This is a genomic window from Pseudomonas mendocina, assembly GCF_900636545.1.
GTDB classification, from domain to species: domain Bacteria; phylum Pseudomonadota; class Gammaproteobacteria; order Pseudomonadales; family Pseudomonadaceae; genus Aquipseudomonas; species Aquipseudomonas mendocina.
The window spans coordinates 4,890,719-4,906,624 of the sequence record NZ_LR134290.1 but is presented as its reverse complement, the minus strand read 5'-3'; the positions used below and the strand labels follow the sequence as shown (position 1 = coordinate 4,906,624).

The window sequence follows — 15,906 nt, the reverse complement described above, 5'->3', positions numbered from 1 at the left end:
TCAGAGCGCCCGACCGTGCACGCCAACCTGCCTACCGGATACGCCAATCTGCATGACCGCCGAACCCACCACCCTGGCCAGCTGGACCCGCGCCCTGCGCAAGCAGCTCGATGCCCTCGGGCTCGACAGCGCTGCCCTGTGTCACGAGGCAGGGCTTGACCCGGTACTGCTCGACGACCCCAATGCACGCTGCCCGCTATCGCTGACCACGCGCCTGTGGCAACTGGCAGTGGCCGCCAGCGGTGACCCGGCGTTGGGCCTGAAGACCTCGCAGTACGTCAGCCCAACCACTTTCCATGCCCTGGGTTATGCACTGATCGCCAGCAGCAGCCTGCGCGAAATGTTCGAGCGCATCGTGCGTTACCACCGGGTGGTCAGCGATGCGCTGCAGCTGGAGCTGTGCGAAGTAGGTGATGCCTACGAGTTTCGTTTTCGCGTGCCGCCAGGCAGCCCGGCACCGGCGCCCGAAGCGCTGGATGCCTTCGCCGCGATCTACGTGCGCAGTTGCCGCAATCGCCTGAACCGTGAGTTCTCGCCGCTGCTGGTGCAGCTGCAACGCCCGCGACCGGCGGACCCGACACCCTGGCAGGCGGTGTTTCGCGCGCCGCTGCAGTTCGATGCGCAAGAGAGTGTGCTGCGTTTTCCCCGTGCGGCATTCGAGCAGCGCCTGGATGACGGTAACCCGGAGCTGGCCGAGCACAACGAGACGGTACTGCGGCGCAACCTGGAGCAATTGCAGGCGGCCAGTTGCAGCGAACGGGTGCGTAGCTGCCTGGAGGCGCAATTGCCCGATGGCGAGCCCTCCGCCGAGCGCATCGCCCAGACCCTGCACCTGAGCCTGCGCAGCTTGCAGCGGCATCTGGCCGAGGAGGGCACCAGTTACGAGGCGCTGCTCGGCGAGACGCGACACGCCCTGGCACTGCGGCATATGCGCGACCCGCGCTGCTCGATCAGTGAAATTGCCTACCTGCTCGGCTTCAGCGACAGCAGCAGCTTCGGCCGCGCCTTCAAACGCTGGACCGGGCAGACGCCGAGCCAGTACCGCGATGGATGCAACAACGCATGACCCAGTACGACCTGATCCTGGCCGGGGCTGGCCATGCCCATCTTGGTGTGTTGCGCCGCTGGGCCCTGGTGGAGCGCCCGCCGGGGCGCATCGCCCTGCTCAGCCTCGGCCCGGAGGCCTGGTACGCCGGCATGTTGCCGGGGTTGATCAGCGGCCGCTTCAGCGCCGCGGACTGCCGGGTGGAGTTGCAGCCATTGTGCCGCGCGGCGAAGGTCGATCTGATCGAGGGCGAGATCGCCTCATTGGATGCCGATGCACGAGTCCTGCAGCTCGAAGACGGGCGCTGCCTGCGCAGCGAGTGGATGTCGCTCAACGTCGGCGCCGGCATGGCCATCCCACCACAGCAGGGTGATGCCATGCGGGTGCTGGCCGCCAGGCCCATCGACAAGCTGCTCGAAGGCTGGCGGCAATGGCAGGCAGAGCCACGGCGCATGGCCATTCTCGGTGGTGGTGCCGGCGGTGTGGAACTGGCCCTGGCGTTGGCCGACCAGGTACCGGCGCTGGCGCTGTTCTGTGGCGGTACCTTGCTCGATGGTTTGTCGCCGGGGTTGCGCCTGCGTGCACTGGGCCATCTGCGTCAGCGCGGCGTGCAGGTGCGCGAACATTGTCCAATCGGGCGGATCGAGGATGACTGGCTGCTCAGCGGCGACGAGCCGGTATGGCGCGGGCGGCGCCTGTTGCTGGCCAGTGGTGCGCGACCCTGGCCATGGTTGACTGCCAGCCAGTTGGCCACCGATGCCGCAGGCTTCATTGCCATTCGTCCGACCCTGCAGAGCGAATCCCACGCCCAGATCTTCGCCGTCGGCGACAGCGCCAGCCTTGACGGCATGCGTCGCAGTGGGCGTTTCGCGGTGCGCCAGGCGCCGGTACTCAGTGCCAACCTTCAGGCCGCGCTACAGGGGCGCCCGCTACGTCAGTACCGTGCGCAATGGCAGAGCCTGGCGCTGCTCGCCACCGGCGATGGCGGGGCGCTGCTCGGCTGGCATGACTGGAGTGCTGGCGGGCAGTTGTACGGGCATTGCAAGGACTGGCTGGACCGACGTTTCGTAAAACGCCATCGCATGGTCGGGTAGCCGGCCATCGAGGCCGATGCGCAGTGGTCTCGCGGCCGTTCGCTAATGCCGCTCGGTTAGGCGTCGATACAGTGGCTGGGCCCCGGCAATATTGCGCTGCAGAGTTGTTTGATCGGTCTGCCAGGGTCTGATCGTCTAAATTCATGGCAGTGTGCTACCAAAGTTTTATGGTGCTGGTGCTTCCAAGCTGCTCGAATCCCGGTCATGGTGCCCGGTCTGCATACGCTGATTTTCCGTCGGGCCTGTCGTATACGTAGCCTGCTGCCCAGGTTGCGTGGGATATTCAAGGAGAGAACCCGCCGTGACCCCGTCCGCCTACAGCGCCTCGTCGCGCACCAGAACAAGAACTCTGAGGTCGGTCATGCAAGCTGCCTTTGTCCGTTCCCCCGTTGCCTGTCTTCTCCACGCCCTGGGGCTGGCTGCATTGATGCTGGTCTACCAGCAGGTGCAGTTGCCTGCCTACGTCAGCGTGCCGTCTTTCCTGCTGCTGGCGCTGTGGCCGTGGCTAGGCCCCTGGCAGCGCCGTGACGATGTCGCCCCTGCCGCACGACAGGCCGCCGTTACCGATTTCGTCGAACTCAGCCGTGGCCTTTCACGGCATACCTGCCATAACGCGCTGTCCGCGGCCAAGGTGGCCCATGCGGTCAAGCACCTGGCAGAGCGCCTGCAGTCGCAACTGGCGGCCGTGCAGCAGGTGAGTCAGGCGGCCGAGGCCATCACTCACACCGAGCAGGACAGCGCCGCCCGTGCCGAGCACACCCTGGCTGCCGCGCAGCATGTGCGTGAAGCCAGCGCCAATGGCCAGGCCGAGCTCAACCAGGCTATCGAGCGCATGCAGCAGCTCAGCGCGCAGACCCTGGCCAGCCGCGAGCTGATCGATGGCCTGGGCAGCCGTACCGAACAGATCGAGCAGGTCACCCAGGTGATCCAGTCCATCGCCAGCCAGACCAACCTGCTGGCGCTCAATGCGGCCATCGAGGCCGCACGCGCCGGCGAGATGGGCCGTGGTTTCGCCGTGGTCGCCGATGAGGTGCGCAACCTCGCGGCGCGTACCGCCAGCGCCACCGAGGAAGTCAGCCAGATGATCGCTGACATACGCCAGCAGAGCACGGCGGTGGTTGACCATATCCAGCGCCAGAGCGTCGAGCTTGAGCAGGCTGCGCAACAGATCGAGACGGCCGGCAGCCGCCTGCATGGCATTGCCGATCAGGCCGAGGAAGTCGAGCAACAAGTAGCGCAGATCAGCGCCGGCACGGCGGACAACCACCAGCGCTTGGCCAGCTTGTCAGCGGCCGCGCTGCAGCTGCAGGACGATGTCCAGGGCAGCGAGGGGCAGACGCGGCAACTGGCCGCTGCCGCCGATCACCTGGTCGGCCAGGCCGAGACGGTCAGCGAACAGCTCGCCGAGGTGGGGCTGGACGACTATCACCAGCGTGCCTATGACCTCGCCCGTGAGGGGGCGGCGGCCATCGCCGAACAGTTCGAGCGCGACCTGCAGGCTGGCCGTATCAGCCTCGACGACCTGTTCGACCGCCACTACCAACCCATCGCCGGTACCCAGCCGCAGAAATACCGTACGCGCTTCGACCAGTACGCCGATCAGGTACTGCCGGCGCTGCAGGAGCCTCTGCTCAAGCGCCATGAAGGGCTGATCTTCGCCATTTCCACCACGCCGGAAGGCTATGTGCCGACCCATAACGCCGCATTCAACCACCCGCCCAGCGGCGACCCGGCGCTGGATGCCACCCGCAGCCGTGGCAAGCGTCTGTTCAACGACCGCACCGGCATTCGCTGTGGCAGCCACACACAGGCGCTATTGCTGCAGACCTACATGCGCGATACCGGCGAGCTTATGCACGACCTATCGGTGCCGATCATGGTGCGTGGGCGGCACTGGGGTGGTTTGCGTCTGGGCTATCGACCCGAGCCGTAGGATGGTCGTGCGATTAAGGGTGCGCACGGCGCACCCTGCGGGCCGATTGGGTTTGCATGGGCAGGATTGTTTAGCCAGTGCATAACCAAGCGTATGAAAAACCCGATTTAACGCACGTCAAACCCTGTGCGACGCTGCCAAGCCATGATCTCCCCGGCCTGCCAAGTCCATGTTCCGCTGTACCGCGCTCCCGCGCGGCGGCGCTTGTTGGAGCGGTTAAACCCGCTGCTGACGATCATCCTCGCCTTCTGGGCGCTGTGGCATTGCCGCCACGCCCGCCCGCCGGACGCCGTCCCCGCCCGCTGAATACCGATGGCTGCGCCATGCCCGTAGCCGCTGCTATCACCTTGTCTGCCTGTGCAACCTGTTCACGAATCGAACGGGCCGTGCGGACACCGAGCGCCAAACTGGCGCAAGCGAGCGCAACATGACGACTTTCGCCCCCGTGCAGGAAGCTCAGGACTTCCTGACGAACAATCCCGATATCGAGCTGATCGAGCTGTTCATCCTCGATGCCAATGGCGTGCCGCGCGGCAAGCTGCTGCACCGCGAAGAGCTGCTGGCGCTGTACCAGAGCGGCCGGCCGCTGCCGAGCACCATGCTCGGGCTGACCATCCAGGGCGAGGATGTCGAGGACTCCGGCCTGGTCTGGGAGGTGGGCGATATCGACTGCCGCGCCTACCCGTTGCCCGGCAGCCTGGTGCGCCTGCCCTGGCGGCAGATGCCCACCGCTGCCGTGCAGGTGTCGATGCACCCCAGCGAAGGCCTGCCGGCCACCCCGGCCGACCCGCGCCAGTTGCTGATCCGCGTGATCGAGCAACTTGAGGCAGAGGGTTATTACCCGGTGATGGCCTGCGAGCTGGAGTTTTACCTGCTCGACCAGAAGCGTGATGCCGAAGGCCGACCGCAGCCAGCGCTGGACGCCGATGGCGGCCGCCCACGACAGACCCAGGTCTACGGCCTGCGCGAACTGGAGCAGATCGAGCCGTTCCTGCGCGATCTCTATGCCGCGTGCAAGGCGCAGGGCATTCCCGCGCGCACGGCGATCTCCGAATACGCCCCCGGTCAGGTGGAGATCACCCTGGAGCACGGCCCGGTACTGGCGGCGATGGATCAGGCGGTGCGCTACAAGCGCCTGGTCAAGGGCGTGGCGCACCGCCACGGTATGCAGGCCTGCTTCATGGCCAAGCCGTTCGATCATCTGGCCGGCACCGGCATGCATATGCATGTCAGCCTGGCCGATGCGCAGGGCGATAACCTGTTCGCCAGCGACGACCCCGCCGGCACGCCGCTGCTGCGCCAGGCGGTCGGCGGCATGCTTGCCAGCCTGCTCGACTCGCTGCTGCTGTTCTGCCCCAACGCCAACTCCTACCGGCGTTTCCAGGCCAATAGCTATGCGCCGCTGGCGCCCACTTGGGGTGTGGATAACCGCACCGTGAGCCTGCGTGTGCCCGGCGGCCCGGCCAATACCCGGCATGTCGAGCACCGCATCTGTGGTGCCGACGCCAACCCTTACCTGGCGGCGGCGGCGATTCTCGCCGGGATTCACCGTGGCATTCGTGACCACCTCGACCCCGGTGCGCCAATCGAAGGCAATGGTTACGCCCAAGCCACCGAGTACCTGCCGACCCAGTGGTCGGCGGCGATCCAGGCATTGGAGCAGTCCAGTTGGGCGCGCGATGCCTTCGGCGCTGAATTCCTCAAGGTGTTTCTCGCGGTCAAGCGCGCCGAATACCGCCAGTTCATGGCCGAAGTCGGCGAGCAGGATTGGCGCTGGTACCTGAGCAATGCCTGAAGGCCCTTATCTGAGGAAATCGCGGCTGAAGCCCCTCCCACAGAACGGGAGATTGTGGGCGCTCCCTGTGGGAGGGGCTTCAGCCGCGACAATAGATCCATCGGTGCGAGCGCACCCCAAGGACATGCAATGAACGCGATCAAGCAACCTGTCAAACCCTCCGCCGAGCGTGCGCCGTCCTACTACTCGGCATCGCTCAACTTCGAGAGCGACTACCCGACGCTGCAAGGCAGCGTCACCGTCGATGTGGCCATCATCGGTGGCGGCTTCACCGGTGTCGCCACGGCGGTGGAGCTGGCCGAGCGCGGCCTCAAGGTCGCCGTGGTGGAAACCAACAAGGTCGGTTGGGGCGCCAGCGGGCGCAACGGGGGCCAGGTCACCGGCAGCCTGTCCGGCGACGAGGCCATGCGCAAGCAGATGCGCAACACCCTCGGCGAGGAGGTGGACGACTTCATCTGGCACCTGCGCTGGCGCGGCCACGAGATCATCAAGAACCGCGTGGCCAAGTACGGCATCGACTGCGATCTCAAGCACGGCCATCTGCATACGGCGATGAAGGCCAGCCATATGGACGAGCTCAAGGCCACCTACGACGAAGCGCTGCGCCGTGGCATGAGCGATGATGTGTCCCTGCTCGACGCCGCCGGCGTGCGTGCGCAACTGGGCAGCGAGCTGTACTGCGGCGCGCTGAAGAACACCCGCAACATGCACCTGCACCCGCTCAACCTGTGCCTCGGCGAGGCCAAGGCCGCCGAGAGCCTGGGCGCGCTGATCTTCGAGCACTCCGAAGTGCTGGATATCGTCCACGGCCCACGTCCGGCGGTGGTCACCACGGGTGGGCGCATCGAGGCCAAGCAGGTGCTGCTGGCCGGCGATGTCTACCACAAGCTGGAGCGGCGCAAGCTCAAGGGCATGATCTTCCCGGCCATGGGCGGCATCGTCACCACCGCGCCGCTGGGCGCCGAGCTGATCGAGGCGATCAACCCCTTCGATCTCGCGGTGTATGACTGCCGCTTCGTGCTCGATTACTACCGCCTCACCGGTGATGGCCGCCTGCTGTTCGGCGGCGGTGCCAACTACTCCGGGCGCGATTCACGGGATATCGCCGGCGAGCTGCGCCCGTGCATCGAGCGCACCTTCCCGCAACTCAAGGGCGTGAAGATCGACTTTCAGTGGAGCTGCGCCATGGGCATCGTGATGAACCGCATCCCGCAACTGGGCAAGCTGTCGAGCAATGTCTGGTACTGCCAGGGCTACTCCGGCCATGGCGTGGCGACCACCCACATCATGGGCGAGATCATGGCCAAGGCCATCACCGGCGATCTGGAGCAATTCGACACCTTCGCCGCCTGCAAGCACATCAAGGTTCCGCTGGGCGATCAGCTCGGCAACCCGATGCTGGCCGCCGGCATGTGGTACTACCAGATGCTGGAAAAGCTGCGCTGAGCGAAGCGGGCGAATGACGCGCGGGCGCACCTGGCGGGCGCCTTGGTGCTGCCAGGGCCTTTTTCGTATGATGGCCGCCCGGAAGATCTGGAATGCTGCGGCGTGAAATCGTCATCGAACAATGCTTCACCGGGCCAGGCCGCAACTGGCAGCGCCAGGCTCGACATGAGCGAAGTCGTCCGCCAACTGTCCTGGGACGATCTGCGCATCATCAAGACGCTCAGTGAATGCGGCAACCGTGCCGACACGGCGAAGAAGCTGGGCGTCAACGTGTCGACCATTTCGCGGCGCCTGGCGCAGGTGGAGAAAATCCTCGGCGTCGCGTTGTTCGATCATCGCCGCTCCGGGTACATGCTCACCGCCGAGGGCGAGGAGTTGCGCGCGCTCGGCGAGCGGGTGGAGCTGGATATCGTCAGCGTCACGCGGCGCGTATCCCCCGTGGGGCAGGGGCCACAGGGCAAGATCCGTATCACCACCAGCGACTCGCTGCTGCTCTACTTTCTCACCCCGATCATCGCTGACTTCAAGGCCGTCAACGAAGGCATCGCGGTCGAGGTGCTGGTCGGCAACCAGACGCTGAGCCTGGCGCGGGACGAATCGGATATTGCCGTGCGCGCCACCACCAAACCGGCCGATAGCCTGGTGGGACGCAAGCTGGCAACCATTGCCTGGGCACCCTACGGCCGTGTTACGGATGCGACCATTGCCGCGCCTTTCGCTGAAGGGCAGGCATGGGTGTCGTACTCCGGCGGTTTGTCCGGGCTCAAGGCGGCGAGCTACCTGGAATGCCGGGTTACGGCCGCGTGCATTGCCTATCGGACCGACTCGGTGGCGGCAGCGAGCGCTGCCATTGCGGCGGGGCTGGGTTACGGTTTTCTGCCCTGCATGCTGGGCGACATCACGCCCGGGCTGGTGCGAGTGGGGCCGGTGGTGCCGGAGCTGGATGATCAGCTGTGGCTGCTGACTCACCAGGACATCCGCAAGTCATGGCGGGTCAAGGCGTTCATGGCTTTCTGCTCGGCCGCAGTGGCCGAACAGAAGGCGCTGATAGAGGGGCGCTGGGTGGCGGATGCCGGCGGGAGTCCTGCTTAGTCGGCGCGTGCACCGATCACCGCCCGGCAGGCGATCTCGATCAGTTGCGGCCGTTGCGCCAGGCGGGATACGCCGATGATGTTGCTGGCGCACTGCGGCCGCTCGCTGCCATAGGCGGCCTTGCGCACCTTGCCGACCACGGCGAAGGCCGCGTCCATGTCCAGCACGAACAGTGTCTCTTCGACGACGTCTTCCATTGTCGCGCCATACAGCGCCAGCAGTTTGGCGATGTTGTCGTAGCTGGTGCGCATCTGCTCGCCCATGGCCGAGAAATCACTCGGACGGCCTTCGCTGTCCAGCGGCGCCGGTGCGACCAGATTGCCGTTCTCGTCATGGTTGAACTGGCCGGAGACGAAGATCTCGTTACCCACCTTTCTTGCCTGCGGATAGCCGTAGGCGTCTTCCCATGGAACGCCCCAGTAGGCGGTGTTTTCGTTGTACGGACGTGAAGCTGCCATTGCCTTCTCCTTGTATGGACGGGCCGCGTGGATCGCGGCGTCCTGCGTAATCGGGAGCAAAAGGTAGCACCGCCATGGCGCTGGTGTTTGTGCATTTATGCGCTCACGGAGGCGCAAATATGCACAAACAAACCGCCTGTCGTTCGGCTAACTTGAGTGCCTGTTCCGGACGTGATCGCTCTACGACGAGCCTTCCGGGACGTGCCCTACAACAATCATTCAGCAGACAGGTAACCGCCATGAACAATCCGAAAACCGAAGTTCTCACTCCCTTCAATAGCCAACTGATCTTCATCGACCAGCAGCCGCAGATGGCCTTCGGCGTACAGAGCATCGACCGCCAGACCCTGAAGAACAACACCGTGGGCCTGGCCAAGGCCGCCAAGATCTTCAACGTGCCGACCACCATCACCACGGTCGAGACCGAGAGCTTCTCCGGCCACACCTATCCTGAACTGCTGGCGGTATTCCCCGATACGCCGCTGCTGGAGCGCACCTCGATGAACTCTTGGGACGACCAGAAAGTCCGCGACGCGCTGAAGAAGAACGGCCGCAACAAGATCATCGTCTCCGGCCTGTGGACCGAGGTGTGCAACACCACCTTCGCCCTGTCCGCCATGCACGATGCCGGTTACGAGATTTACATGGTCGCCGACGCCTCCGGCGGCACCACCCAAGCGGCCCACGACTACGCCATGCAGCGCATGATCCAGGCTGGCGTGGTGCCGGTGACCTGGCAGCAGGTTCTGCTGGAATGGCAGCGCGACTGGAAGAACCGCGACACCTATGACGCCGTCATGAACCTGGTCAAGGAACATTCCGGTGCCTACGGGATGGGCGTGGATTACGCCTACACCATGGTGCACAAGGCGCCCGAGCGCGTGCAGCATGGCCCGACTCTGGCCCCCGTCGCCGCTCCTATCTGAGCCGATGCCAGCCTTCGCGCAACGGAGGCTGGCTCCAACTCGCAACAGATGCGGAGACAGACAATGAACCAGACGCAAGCGGACACCGTCACCCTGGTGGTACGCCATCAGGTGCAGCAGCAACACGAGCAACGCTACGAAACCTGGCTGCGCCAGATCATCGACATTGCCGGCGATTGCGCTGGCCATCTGGGCGTCGACGTCGCGCGCGAGCGCCAGGACGGCCTGGTGCACTTCACCTGCGTGTTGCGTTTCGACCAGTTGCAACACATGCAGGGCTGGCTCGACTCCGAGGCGCGCAAGCAACTGGTTGCTGACGTGCAGCCGTTGTTGCGCGCTGGCGACGACACCGAGGTGTTGCTGGGCAAGGATTTCTGGTTCGTGCCACGGGAGGCGGTGCAGCCACCGCCGCGCTGGAAGCAGGCGATCGTCACCTTCCTGGTGATCATGCCGCTGAGCCTGCTGGTACCGGCGCTGTGGCAGCCGGTATTCACTATGCTTCCAGGGCTTGCAGGCCCACTGCTGAGCAACGTGTTGATCACCCTGAGCATCGTCCTGCTCGTGGTGTACCTGTTCATGCCCATGGCCACGCGCGCCTTTGCCGCCTGGCTGAAGCCTCACGGCCAGGAGCAACGTTCATGAGCCGTAATCCACACGATGAAAACCGCCGCCGCATCCTTGCTGCTGGCGGTGTATTGGGCGCCGCCGGGGCGATCTGGTCCGCCCTGCCTTTCGCCACCTTCGCCAGTGATTCTTCAACTCGTTCCCCAGGAGGCTCCATGAGCGCCGATCTCATTCTGTTCAACGGCCGTCTGCATACGGTCGACCCGGAAAAACCACACGCCACTGCGGTCGCCATCAAGGATGGCAAATTCGTTGCAGTGGGCAGCGATGCCGAAGCCATGGCCCTGCGTGGTGCTGCCACCCGCGTGGTCGACCTGCAGAAACGCACGGTGATTCCCGGCCTCAACGACTCGCACCTGCACCTGATCCGTGGCGGGCTGAACTACAACCTGGAGCTGCGCTGGGAAGGCGTACCGTCGCTGGCCGAAGCCATGCGCATGCTCAAGGCCCAGGCCGAGCGCACCCCGGCGCCGCAGTGGGTGCGCGTGGTCGGCGGCTGGACCGAGTTCCAGTTCGCCGAGAAGCGCATGCCGACCCTGGAAGAGATCAACCGCGCGGCGCCGGATACGCCGGTGTTCATCCTCCACCTGTACGACCGCGCCTTGCTCAACCGCGCAGCGCTGCGCGCCGTGGGCTACGACAAGAACACCCCCAATCCGCCGGGCGGGGAGATTCAGCGCGATGCCAACGGCAATCCCACCGGCATGCTGATCGCCCGCCCCAACGCCATGATTCTCTACGCCACCCTGGCCAAGGGGCCGAAGCTGCCGCTGGAGTATCAGGTCAACTCCACCCGCCAGTTCATGCGTGAGCTCAATCGCCTGGGCGTGACCAGCGCCATCGACGCCGGTGGCGGCTACCAGAACTACCCCGACGACTATCAGGTGATCCAGGAACTGGCCGACAAGGACCAGCTCACCGTGCGCATCGCCTACAACCTGTTCACCCAGAAGCCCAAGGAAGAGCTGACCGACTTCAAGAACTGGACCGGCAGCGTCAAGCTGCATCAGGGCGATGACTTCCTGCGCCACAACGGTGCCGGCGAAATGCTGGTGTTCTCCGCCGCCGACTTCGAGGACTTCCTCGAACCGCGCCCGGACCTGGCGCCGAACATGGAGGCCGACCTGGAGCCGGTGGTGCGTCATCTGGTGGAGCAGCGCTGGCCGTTCCGCCTGCATGCCACCTACGACGAATCCATCTCGCGCATGCTCGACGTGTTCGAGAAGGTCGACCGCGACATTCCCTTCAATGGTCTGCCCTGGCTGTTCGACCACGCCGAGACCATCAGCCCGCGCAATATCGAGCGGGTGCGCGCGCTCGGCGGCGGCATCGCCATCCAGCACCGCATGGCATTCCAGGGGGAATACTTCATCGACCGCTACGGCGCCAAGGCGGCCGAAGCCACGCCGCCGATCCAGCGCATGCTGGCCGAGGGGGTGCCGGTCGGCGCCGGTACCGACGCCACCCGCGTGGCCAGCTACAACCCTTGGACAGCGCTGTACTGGCTGGTCAGCGGCAAGACCGTCGGCGGCACCACGCTCTACCCGCAGGGCCTGCCACGGGCCACCGCGCTGCAACTGTTCACCCACGGCAGCGCCTGGTTCTCCAGCGAGCAGGGCAAGAAGGGGCAGATCAAGGTGGGCCAACTGGCGGATCTGGTGGCCCTGTCGGCGGACTTCTTCAGCGTCGAGGAAGAACAGATCAAATGGCTGGAATCGGTGCTCACCGTAGTCGGCGGCAAGGTGGTGCACGCCACCCGCGAGTTCGACAAGCTGGCGCCGCCGAGCGTGCCGGTGATGCCGGACTGGTCGCCGGTGGCCATCGTGCCCGGCCACTGGAGCCCGACTGCCGCGCCGCTGACCGCGAGCATCCACCAGTGCATCGGCTCCTGCGCCGTGCACCAGCACCAGCATGATCGTGCGCGCCGCAGCAGTGTGCCGGTCAGCGACCACCAGGGCTTCTGGGGCGCGTTCGGCTGCTCCTGCTTCGTCTTCTGAACCTGCCTGCAGCCAGCCCGAACGGGTTGGCTGCAGCGCGCCAATTTCCCCTATTCCCAGACAAGGTCCGCTCCGATGACCACCGCCAAACCGTCGCCCTGGGGCGCCCTCAACCACAGCACCTTCCGCTGGCTATGGCTGGCCAGCATCGCCTCGAACATCGGCACCTGGATGCATGAGGTCGGCGCTGGCTGGCTGATGACCAGCCTGTCGGCCAATCCCATGCATGTGGCGCTGGTGCAGGTGGCCGGCTCGGCGCCGATGTTCCTGCTGGCGCTGCCGGCCGGGGCCATGGCCGATATCGTCGACAAGCGCCGCTACCTGCTGGGCGTGCAGATATGGATGGCCGCCGTGGCCACTGCGCTGGCGACACTGACCCTGCTCGGGCTGACCAGTGTCTGGCTGCTGCTGGGCATGACACTGGCCATGGGTGTCGGCACCGCGCTGATGATGCCGGCCTGGTCGGCGCTGACCCCGGAGCTGGTGAGCAAGCGCGATTTGCCCTCGGCCATCGCCCTGTCCAGCCTCGGCATCAACGTCGCCCGTGCACTCGGCCCGGCCATCGCCGGTGTGCTGGTCAGCCTCAGTGGCCCCTGGGCGACCTTCGCCCTCAATGCCCTGTCGTTCTTCGCGGTCATGGCCGTGCTGCTGACCTGGAAGCGCGAGCGCCAGGTCGCCACCTTCCCAGCCGAACGCCTGTTGGGTGCCATCCGCGCCGGCTGGCGCTACAGCCGTGCGTCCAAGCCGCTGCAGGCGGTGCTGGTGCGCGCGGCGGCATTCTTCGTCGGTGCCAGCGCCGGCATGTCGCTGCTGCCGCTGATCGTGCGTGGCGAGTTGCAGGGCAGCGCCAGCGACTTCGGCCTGATGCTCGGCAGCGTCGGTGTCGGCGCTGTTCTAGGCGCCACCCTGCTGCCACGCATTCGCGAGCGCATCAGCAGCGACCGCCTGGTGCTGCTGGCCAGCCTGCTCTACGCCCTGGTGTTGCTGGCCCTGGCCAGCGTGCGCCACTTCGCCGCCTTGCTGCCGGTGATGCTGCTCAGCGGCGCGGCGTGGATCGCCGTGCTGTCCAGCCTGCAGGTGGCCGCGCAGACCTCGGTGCCGGACTGGGTGCGGGCACGGGCGCTGTCGGTGTACATCCTGGTGTTCTTCGGCAGCATGGCCGCTGGTGGCGCGCTCTGGGGCTTCGTCGCCAGCCATGCGTCGATTCCGCTGGCGCTGTTCGCCGCCGCTGGCTGCCTGGTGCTGGGCCTGCTGCTGACCGGCAGATTCCCGCTGCCGGTCACCGCAAGCGAAGACCTGGCGCCCTCGCTGCACTGGCCTGCGCCGATTCTGGCTGACGAGGCCGACCTCGAGCGTGGCCCGGTGATGGTCACCCTGCACTACGACATCGCGGCCGAGCATGCTGCAGCGTTCCGCCAGGCGATGAACGAGGTGGCGCGCATGCGTCGACGCAACGGCGCGTTCTCCTGGGGGTTGGTGCAGAACAGCGAGAACCCGCGGCACTGGCAGGAGTTCTTCTTCGACGAGTCCTGGCTCGAACACCTGCGCCACCATGGCCGGGTGACCCGTGCCGAGCAGCGCATCGAGGCTGCCGCCCGGCAGTTCCAGACGGCCGGCGTGGCCATCCGCATCGATCACTTCCTGATGCCGGCCCGGCAGGCCGCGCAGGCAGCGGAGACCGCCCCGGCCTCCGTGTGATCGCAGGGGCGCCCGGTCACAGGCCGGGCGGCCCATATCCCGCGCCGAAGGCGCCGTGGCTGACGGCGCCTTCGGCCTTTCTAGGCCATATCGCTCTGGCTGAATTCCTCGGCGAGGAAATCGATCAGGGTGCGCACCGACGGCAGCAGGCCGCGCCGCGAGGGGAAGATGGCGTGGACGATGCCGCACTTGGGCGCCCAGCCCGGTAGCATCTCCACCAGGCTGCCGGCGGCCAGGTCGTCGCGTACCGCCACACGCGGCAGGTGCACGATGCCGACACCCGCCAACGCGCCGTCGCGCAGGGCGCGCAGGTCATCGGTGATCATCCGTGGCCGGTGTGCGATCACCAACTTGCCATCGTCCGGGCCGAGCAGCTCCCACTGGTAGTCGCGCTGCGCGCCGCCCCAGTGCAGGCTCGGCAGGCTGCCCAGTTGTTCGGGCGGGAAATCCTTCGGCAGCGCGGCCAGCAGATTCGGGTGCCCCACCAGGCATTGGGTACTGGCGGCGAGCACTTTCATCACCATGTCGGTGTTTTCCAGCGGCGGGAAACGCACTCGCAGGGCCACGTCGAAGCCTTCATGCAGCAGGTCCACGCGGCGGTTGGTGCTTTCGATGTACAGCTCCACCAGCGGGTACTTGAGCATGTAGCGGGTCAGCATCGGCCCCACCCAGGAGTTGAGCAGCGTCGTCGGGCAGGCCAGGCGCACCAGGCCGCGTGGCTCGGCGCGATTGCGCTCGATCACCTCCGCCGCGCCTTCGGCCTCCACGCGCATGGCCAGGCAGCGCTGGTAATACGCCTGGCCGATCTCGGTGAGCGACAGGTGCCGGCTGGTGCGGTGCAGCAGGCGCACGCCGAGGCGTTCTTCGAGTTCGGCGATGCGCCGGCTGAGCTTGGACTTGGGCATGTCCAGCGCGCGCCCCGCTGCAGCGAAGCCGCCATGCTCCACCACCTGGGTGAAGTAATAGAGGCTGTTGAGGTCTTCCATTGATCGTTCTCCAAATAGAACGCTAGAGGCAGTTTTAGCAGTCTAGTCGGTTAAAGGTCTCGAATTTAATCTTTCTTCCATGCAGTGACGCACTGCTGAACGAAACCCAACGCACCGGATCGCCGGTCACCACTGAAAACATTTCGAGGACTTCACCATGACCAACGCCACCTACAACCGCCTGGACAAAGACAACGCCGTCGTACTGCTGGTCGACCACCAGGCCGGTCTGCTGTCCCTGGTTCGCGACATCGAGCCGGACAAGTTCAAGAACAACGTGCTGGCGCTGGCCGACCTCGCCAAGTTCTTCAACCTGCCGACCATCCTCACCACCAGCTTCGAGACCGGCCCCAACGGCCCGCTGGTGCCGGAGCTGAAGGAAATGTTCCCGGATGCCCCGTACATCGCCCGCCCCGGCCAGATCAACGCCTGGGACAACGAAGACTTCGTCAAGGCGATCAAGGCCACCGGCAAGAAGCAACTGATCATCGCCGGCGTGGTCACCGAGGTGTGCGTGGCGTTCCCGGCCCTGTCGGCCATCGAGGAAGGCTTCGACGTGTTCGTGGTGACCGATGCCTCGGGCACCTTCAATCAGATCACCCGTGACTCGGCCTGGAGCCGCATGACTCAGGCCGGCGCGCAACTGATGAACTGGTTCGCCGTGGCCTGCGAGCTGCACCGCGACTGGCGCAACGACGTGGAAGGCCTGGCCAAGATCTGCTCGGATCACATCCCGGACTACCGCAACCTGATCACCAGCTACAGCGCGCTGACCGCTGGCAAGTGATCCTCGCCTGAAACGCAAAAAACCG

13 protein-coding genes are annotated in these 15,906 nt (G+C 65.7%); 11 read left to right on the top strand and 2 right to left on the bottom strand.

Features of this window, described 5'->3' with window-relative positions; genetic code table 11:
• Window positions 1–52 precede the first annotated feature (52 nt).
• The 6 genes from EL191_RS23020 (at window position 53) to EL191_RS22995 (ending at window position 8,405) form a co-directional block, all read left to right on the top strand.
• Complete coding sequence (locus tag EL191_RS23020; protein WP_041980388.1) at window positions 53–1,066, top strand: AraC family transcriptional regulator; 1,014 nt, start codon at window positions 53–55, stop codon at window positions 1,064–1,066.
• Complete coding sequence (locus tag EL191_RS23015; protein WP_013717739.1) at window positions 1,063–2,139, top strand: FAD-dependent oxidoreductase; 1,077 nt, start codon at window positions 1,063–1,065, stop codon at window positions 2,137–2,139. Before EL191_RS23020 ends, EL191_RS23015 begins: the two co-directional genes overlap by 4 nt.
• Window positions 2,140–2,500: 361 nt before the next feature.
• Entirely contained in the window at window positions 2,501–4,072 is a 1,572-nt protein-coding gene (locus EL191_RS23010; RefSeq protein WP_026041861.1) for a methyl-accepting chemotaxis protein, read from the top strand.
• A gap of 427 nt (window positions 4,073–4,499) precedes the next feature.
• The gene (locus EL191_RS23005; protein ID WP_041980387.1) at window positions 4,500–5,867 is read left to right on the top strand and encodes a glutamine synthetase family protein; all 1,368 of its coding nucleotides are present in this window, start codon (window positions 4,500–4,502) and stop codon (window positions 5,865–5,867) included.
• A gap of 129 nt (window positions 5,868–5,996) precedes the next feature.
• Window positions 5,997–7,313, top strand: coding sequence for an NAD(P)/FAD-dependent oxidoreductase (locus tag EL191_RS23000; protein WP_041980386.1), 1,317 nt, complete (start codon window positions 5,997–5,999; stop codon window positions 7,311–7,313).
• 102 nt (window positions 7,314–7,415) lie between these two features.
• Window positions 7,416–8,405, top strand: coding sequence for a LysR family transcriptional regulator (locus EL191_RS22995; protein WP_013717734.1), 990 nt, complete (start codon window positions 7,416–7,418; stop codon window positions 8,403–8,405).
• On the opposite strand, the gene EL191_RS22990 is transcribed toward EL191_RS22995, so the two are convergent.
• Entirely contained in the window at window positions 8,402–8,863 is a 462-nt protein-coding gene (locus tag EL191_RS22990; protein WP_041980385.1) for a RidA family protein, read from the bottom strand. The genes EL191_RS22995 and EL191_RS22990 overlap by 4 nt on opposite strands.
• 239 nt (window positions 8,864–9,102) lie before the next feature.
• On the opposite strand from EL191_RS22990, the gene EL191_RS22985 reads away from it, so the two are divergent.
• The 4 genes from EL191_RS22985 (at window position 9,103) to EL191_RS22970 (ending at window position 14,108) form a co-directional block, all read left to right on the top strand.
• On the top strand, window positions 9,103–9,789 hold the full coding sequence (locus EL191_RS22985) for a hydrolase (RefSeq protein WP_013717732.1): 687 nt from the start codon (window positions 9,103–9,105) through the stop codon (window positions 9,787–9,789).
• A 63-nt stretch (window positions 9,790–9,852) separates the two neighbouring features.
• Entirely contained in the window at window positions 9,853–10,431 is a 579-nt protein-coding gene (locus EL191_RS22980) for an antibiotic biosynthesis monooxygenase (RefSeq protein ID WP_013717731.1), read from the top strand.
• Entirely contained in the window at window positions 10,428–12,410 is a 1,983-nt protein-coding gene (locus tag EL191_RS22975) for an amidohydrolase (RefSeq protein ID WP_041980384.1), read from the top strand. Before EL191_RS22980 ends, EL191_RS22975 begins: the two co-directional genes overlap by 4 nt.
• 75 nt (window positions 12,411–12,485) lie before the next feature.
• Window positions 12,486–14,108: an MFS transporter gene (locus tag EL191_RS22970; protein WP_041980383.1), complete on the top strand. Its 1,623-nt coding sequence runs from the start codon at window positions 12,486–12,488 to the stop codon at window positions 14,106–14,108.
• Window positions 14,109–14,188: 80 nt separating this feature from the next.
• Here EL191_RS22970 and EL191_RS22965 read toward each other — a convergent pair whose 3' ends face one another.
• A complete protein-coding gene (locus EL191_RS22965; protein ID WP_041980382.1) occupies window positions 14,189–15,094 on the bottom strand; it encodes a LysR substrate-binding domain-containing protein in 906 nt (301 codons plus the stop codon).
• A gap of 157 nt (window positions 15,095–15,251) precedes the next feature.
• Between EL191_RS22965 and ycaC the strand changes: the two genes are divergently transcribed.
• A complete protein-coding gene (ycaC, locus tag EL191_RS22960) occupies window positions 15,252–15,881 on the top strand; it encodes an isochorismate family cysteine hydrolase YcaC (RefSeq protein ID WP_013717727.1) in 630 nt (209 codons plus the stop codon).
• Window positions 15,882–15,906 lie beyond the last annotated feature (25 nt).

Excerpts from the sequence above, each read along its gene's own strand:
- EL191_RS23020 (WP_041980388.1), top strand. The coding sequence starts at position 53 with ATGACCGCCGAACCCACCACCCTGGCCAGCTGGACCCGCGCCCTGCGC.
- EL191_RS23015 (WP_013717739.1), top strand. The coding sequence starts at position 1,063 with ATGACCCAGTACGACCTGATCCTGGCCGGGGCTGGCCATGCCCATCTT.
- EL191_RS23010 (WP_026041861.1), top strand. The coding sequence starts at position 2,501 with ATGCAAGCTGCCTTTGTCCGTTCCCCCGTTGCCTGTCTTCTCCACGCC.
- EL191_RS23005 (WP_041980387.1), top strand. The coding sequence starts at position 4,500 with ATGACGACTTTCGCCCCCGTGCAGGAAGCTCAGGACTTCCTGACGAAC.
- EL191_RS23000 (WP_041980386.1), top strand. The coding sequence starts at position 5,997 with ATGAACGCGATCAAGCAACCTGTCAAACCCTCCGCCGAGCGTGCGCCG.
- EL191_RS22990 (WP_041980385.1), bottom strand. The coding sequence starts at position 8,863 with ATGGCAGCTTCACGTCCGTACAACGAAAACACCGCCTACTGGGGCGTT.
- EL191_RS22985 (WP_013717732.1), top strand. The coding sequence starts at position 9,103 with ATGAACAATCCGAAAACCGAAGTTCTCACTCCCTTCAATAGCCAACTG.
- EL191_RS22980 (WP_013717731.1), top strand. The coding sequence starts at position 9,853 with ATGAACCAGACGCAAGCGGACACCGTCACCCTGGTGGTACGCCATCAG.
- EL191_RS22975 (WP_041980384.1), top strand. The coding sequence starts at position 10,428 with ATGAGCCGTAATCCACACGATGAAAACCGCCGCCGCATCCTTGCTGCT.
- EL191_RS22970 (WP_041980383.1), top strand. The coding sequence starts at position 12,486 with ATGACCACCGCCAAACCGTCGCCCTGGGGCGCCCTCAACCACAGCACC.
- EL191_RS22965 (WP_041980382.1), bottom strand. The coding sequence starts at position 15,094 with ATGGAAGACCTCAACAGCCTCTATTACTTCACCCAGGTGGTGGAGCAT.
- ycaC (WP_013717727.1), top strand. The coding sequence starts at position 15,252 with ATGACCAACGCCACCTACAACCGCCTGGACAAAGACAACGCCGTCGTA.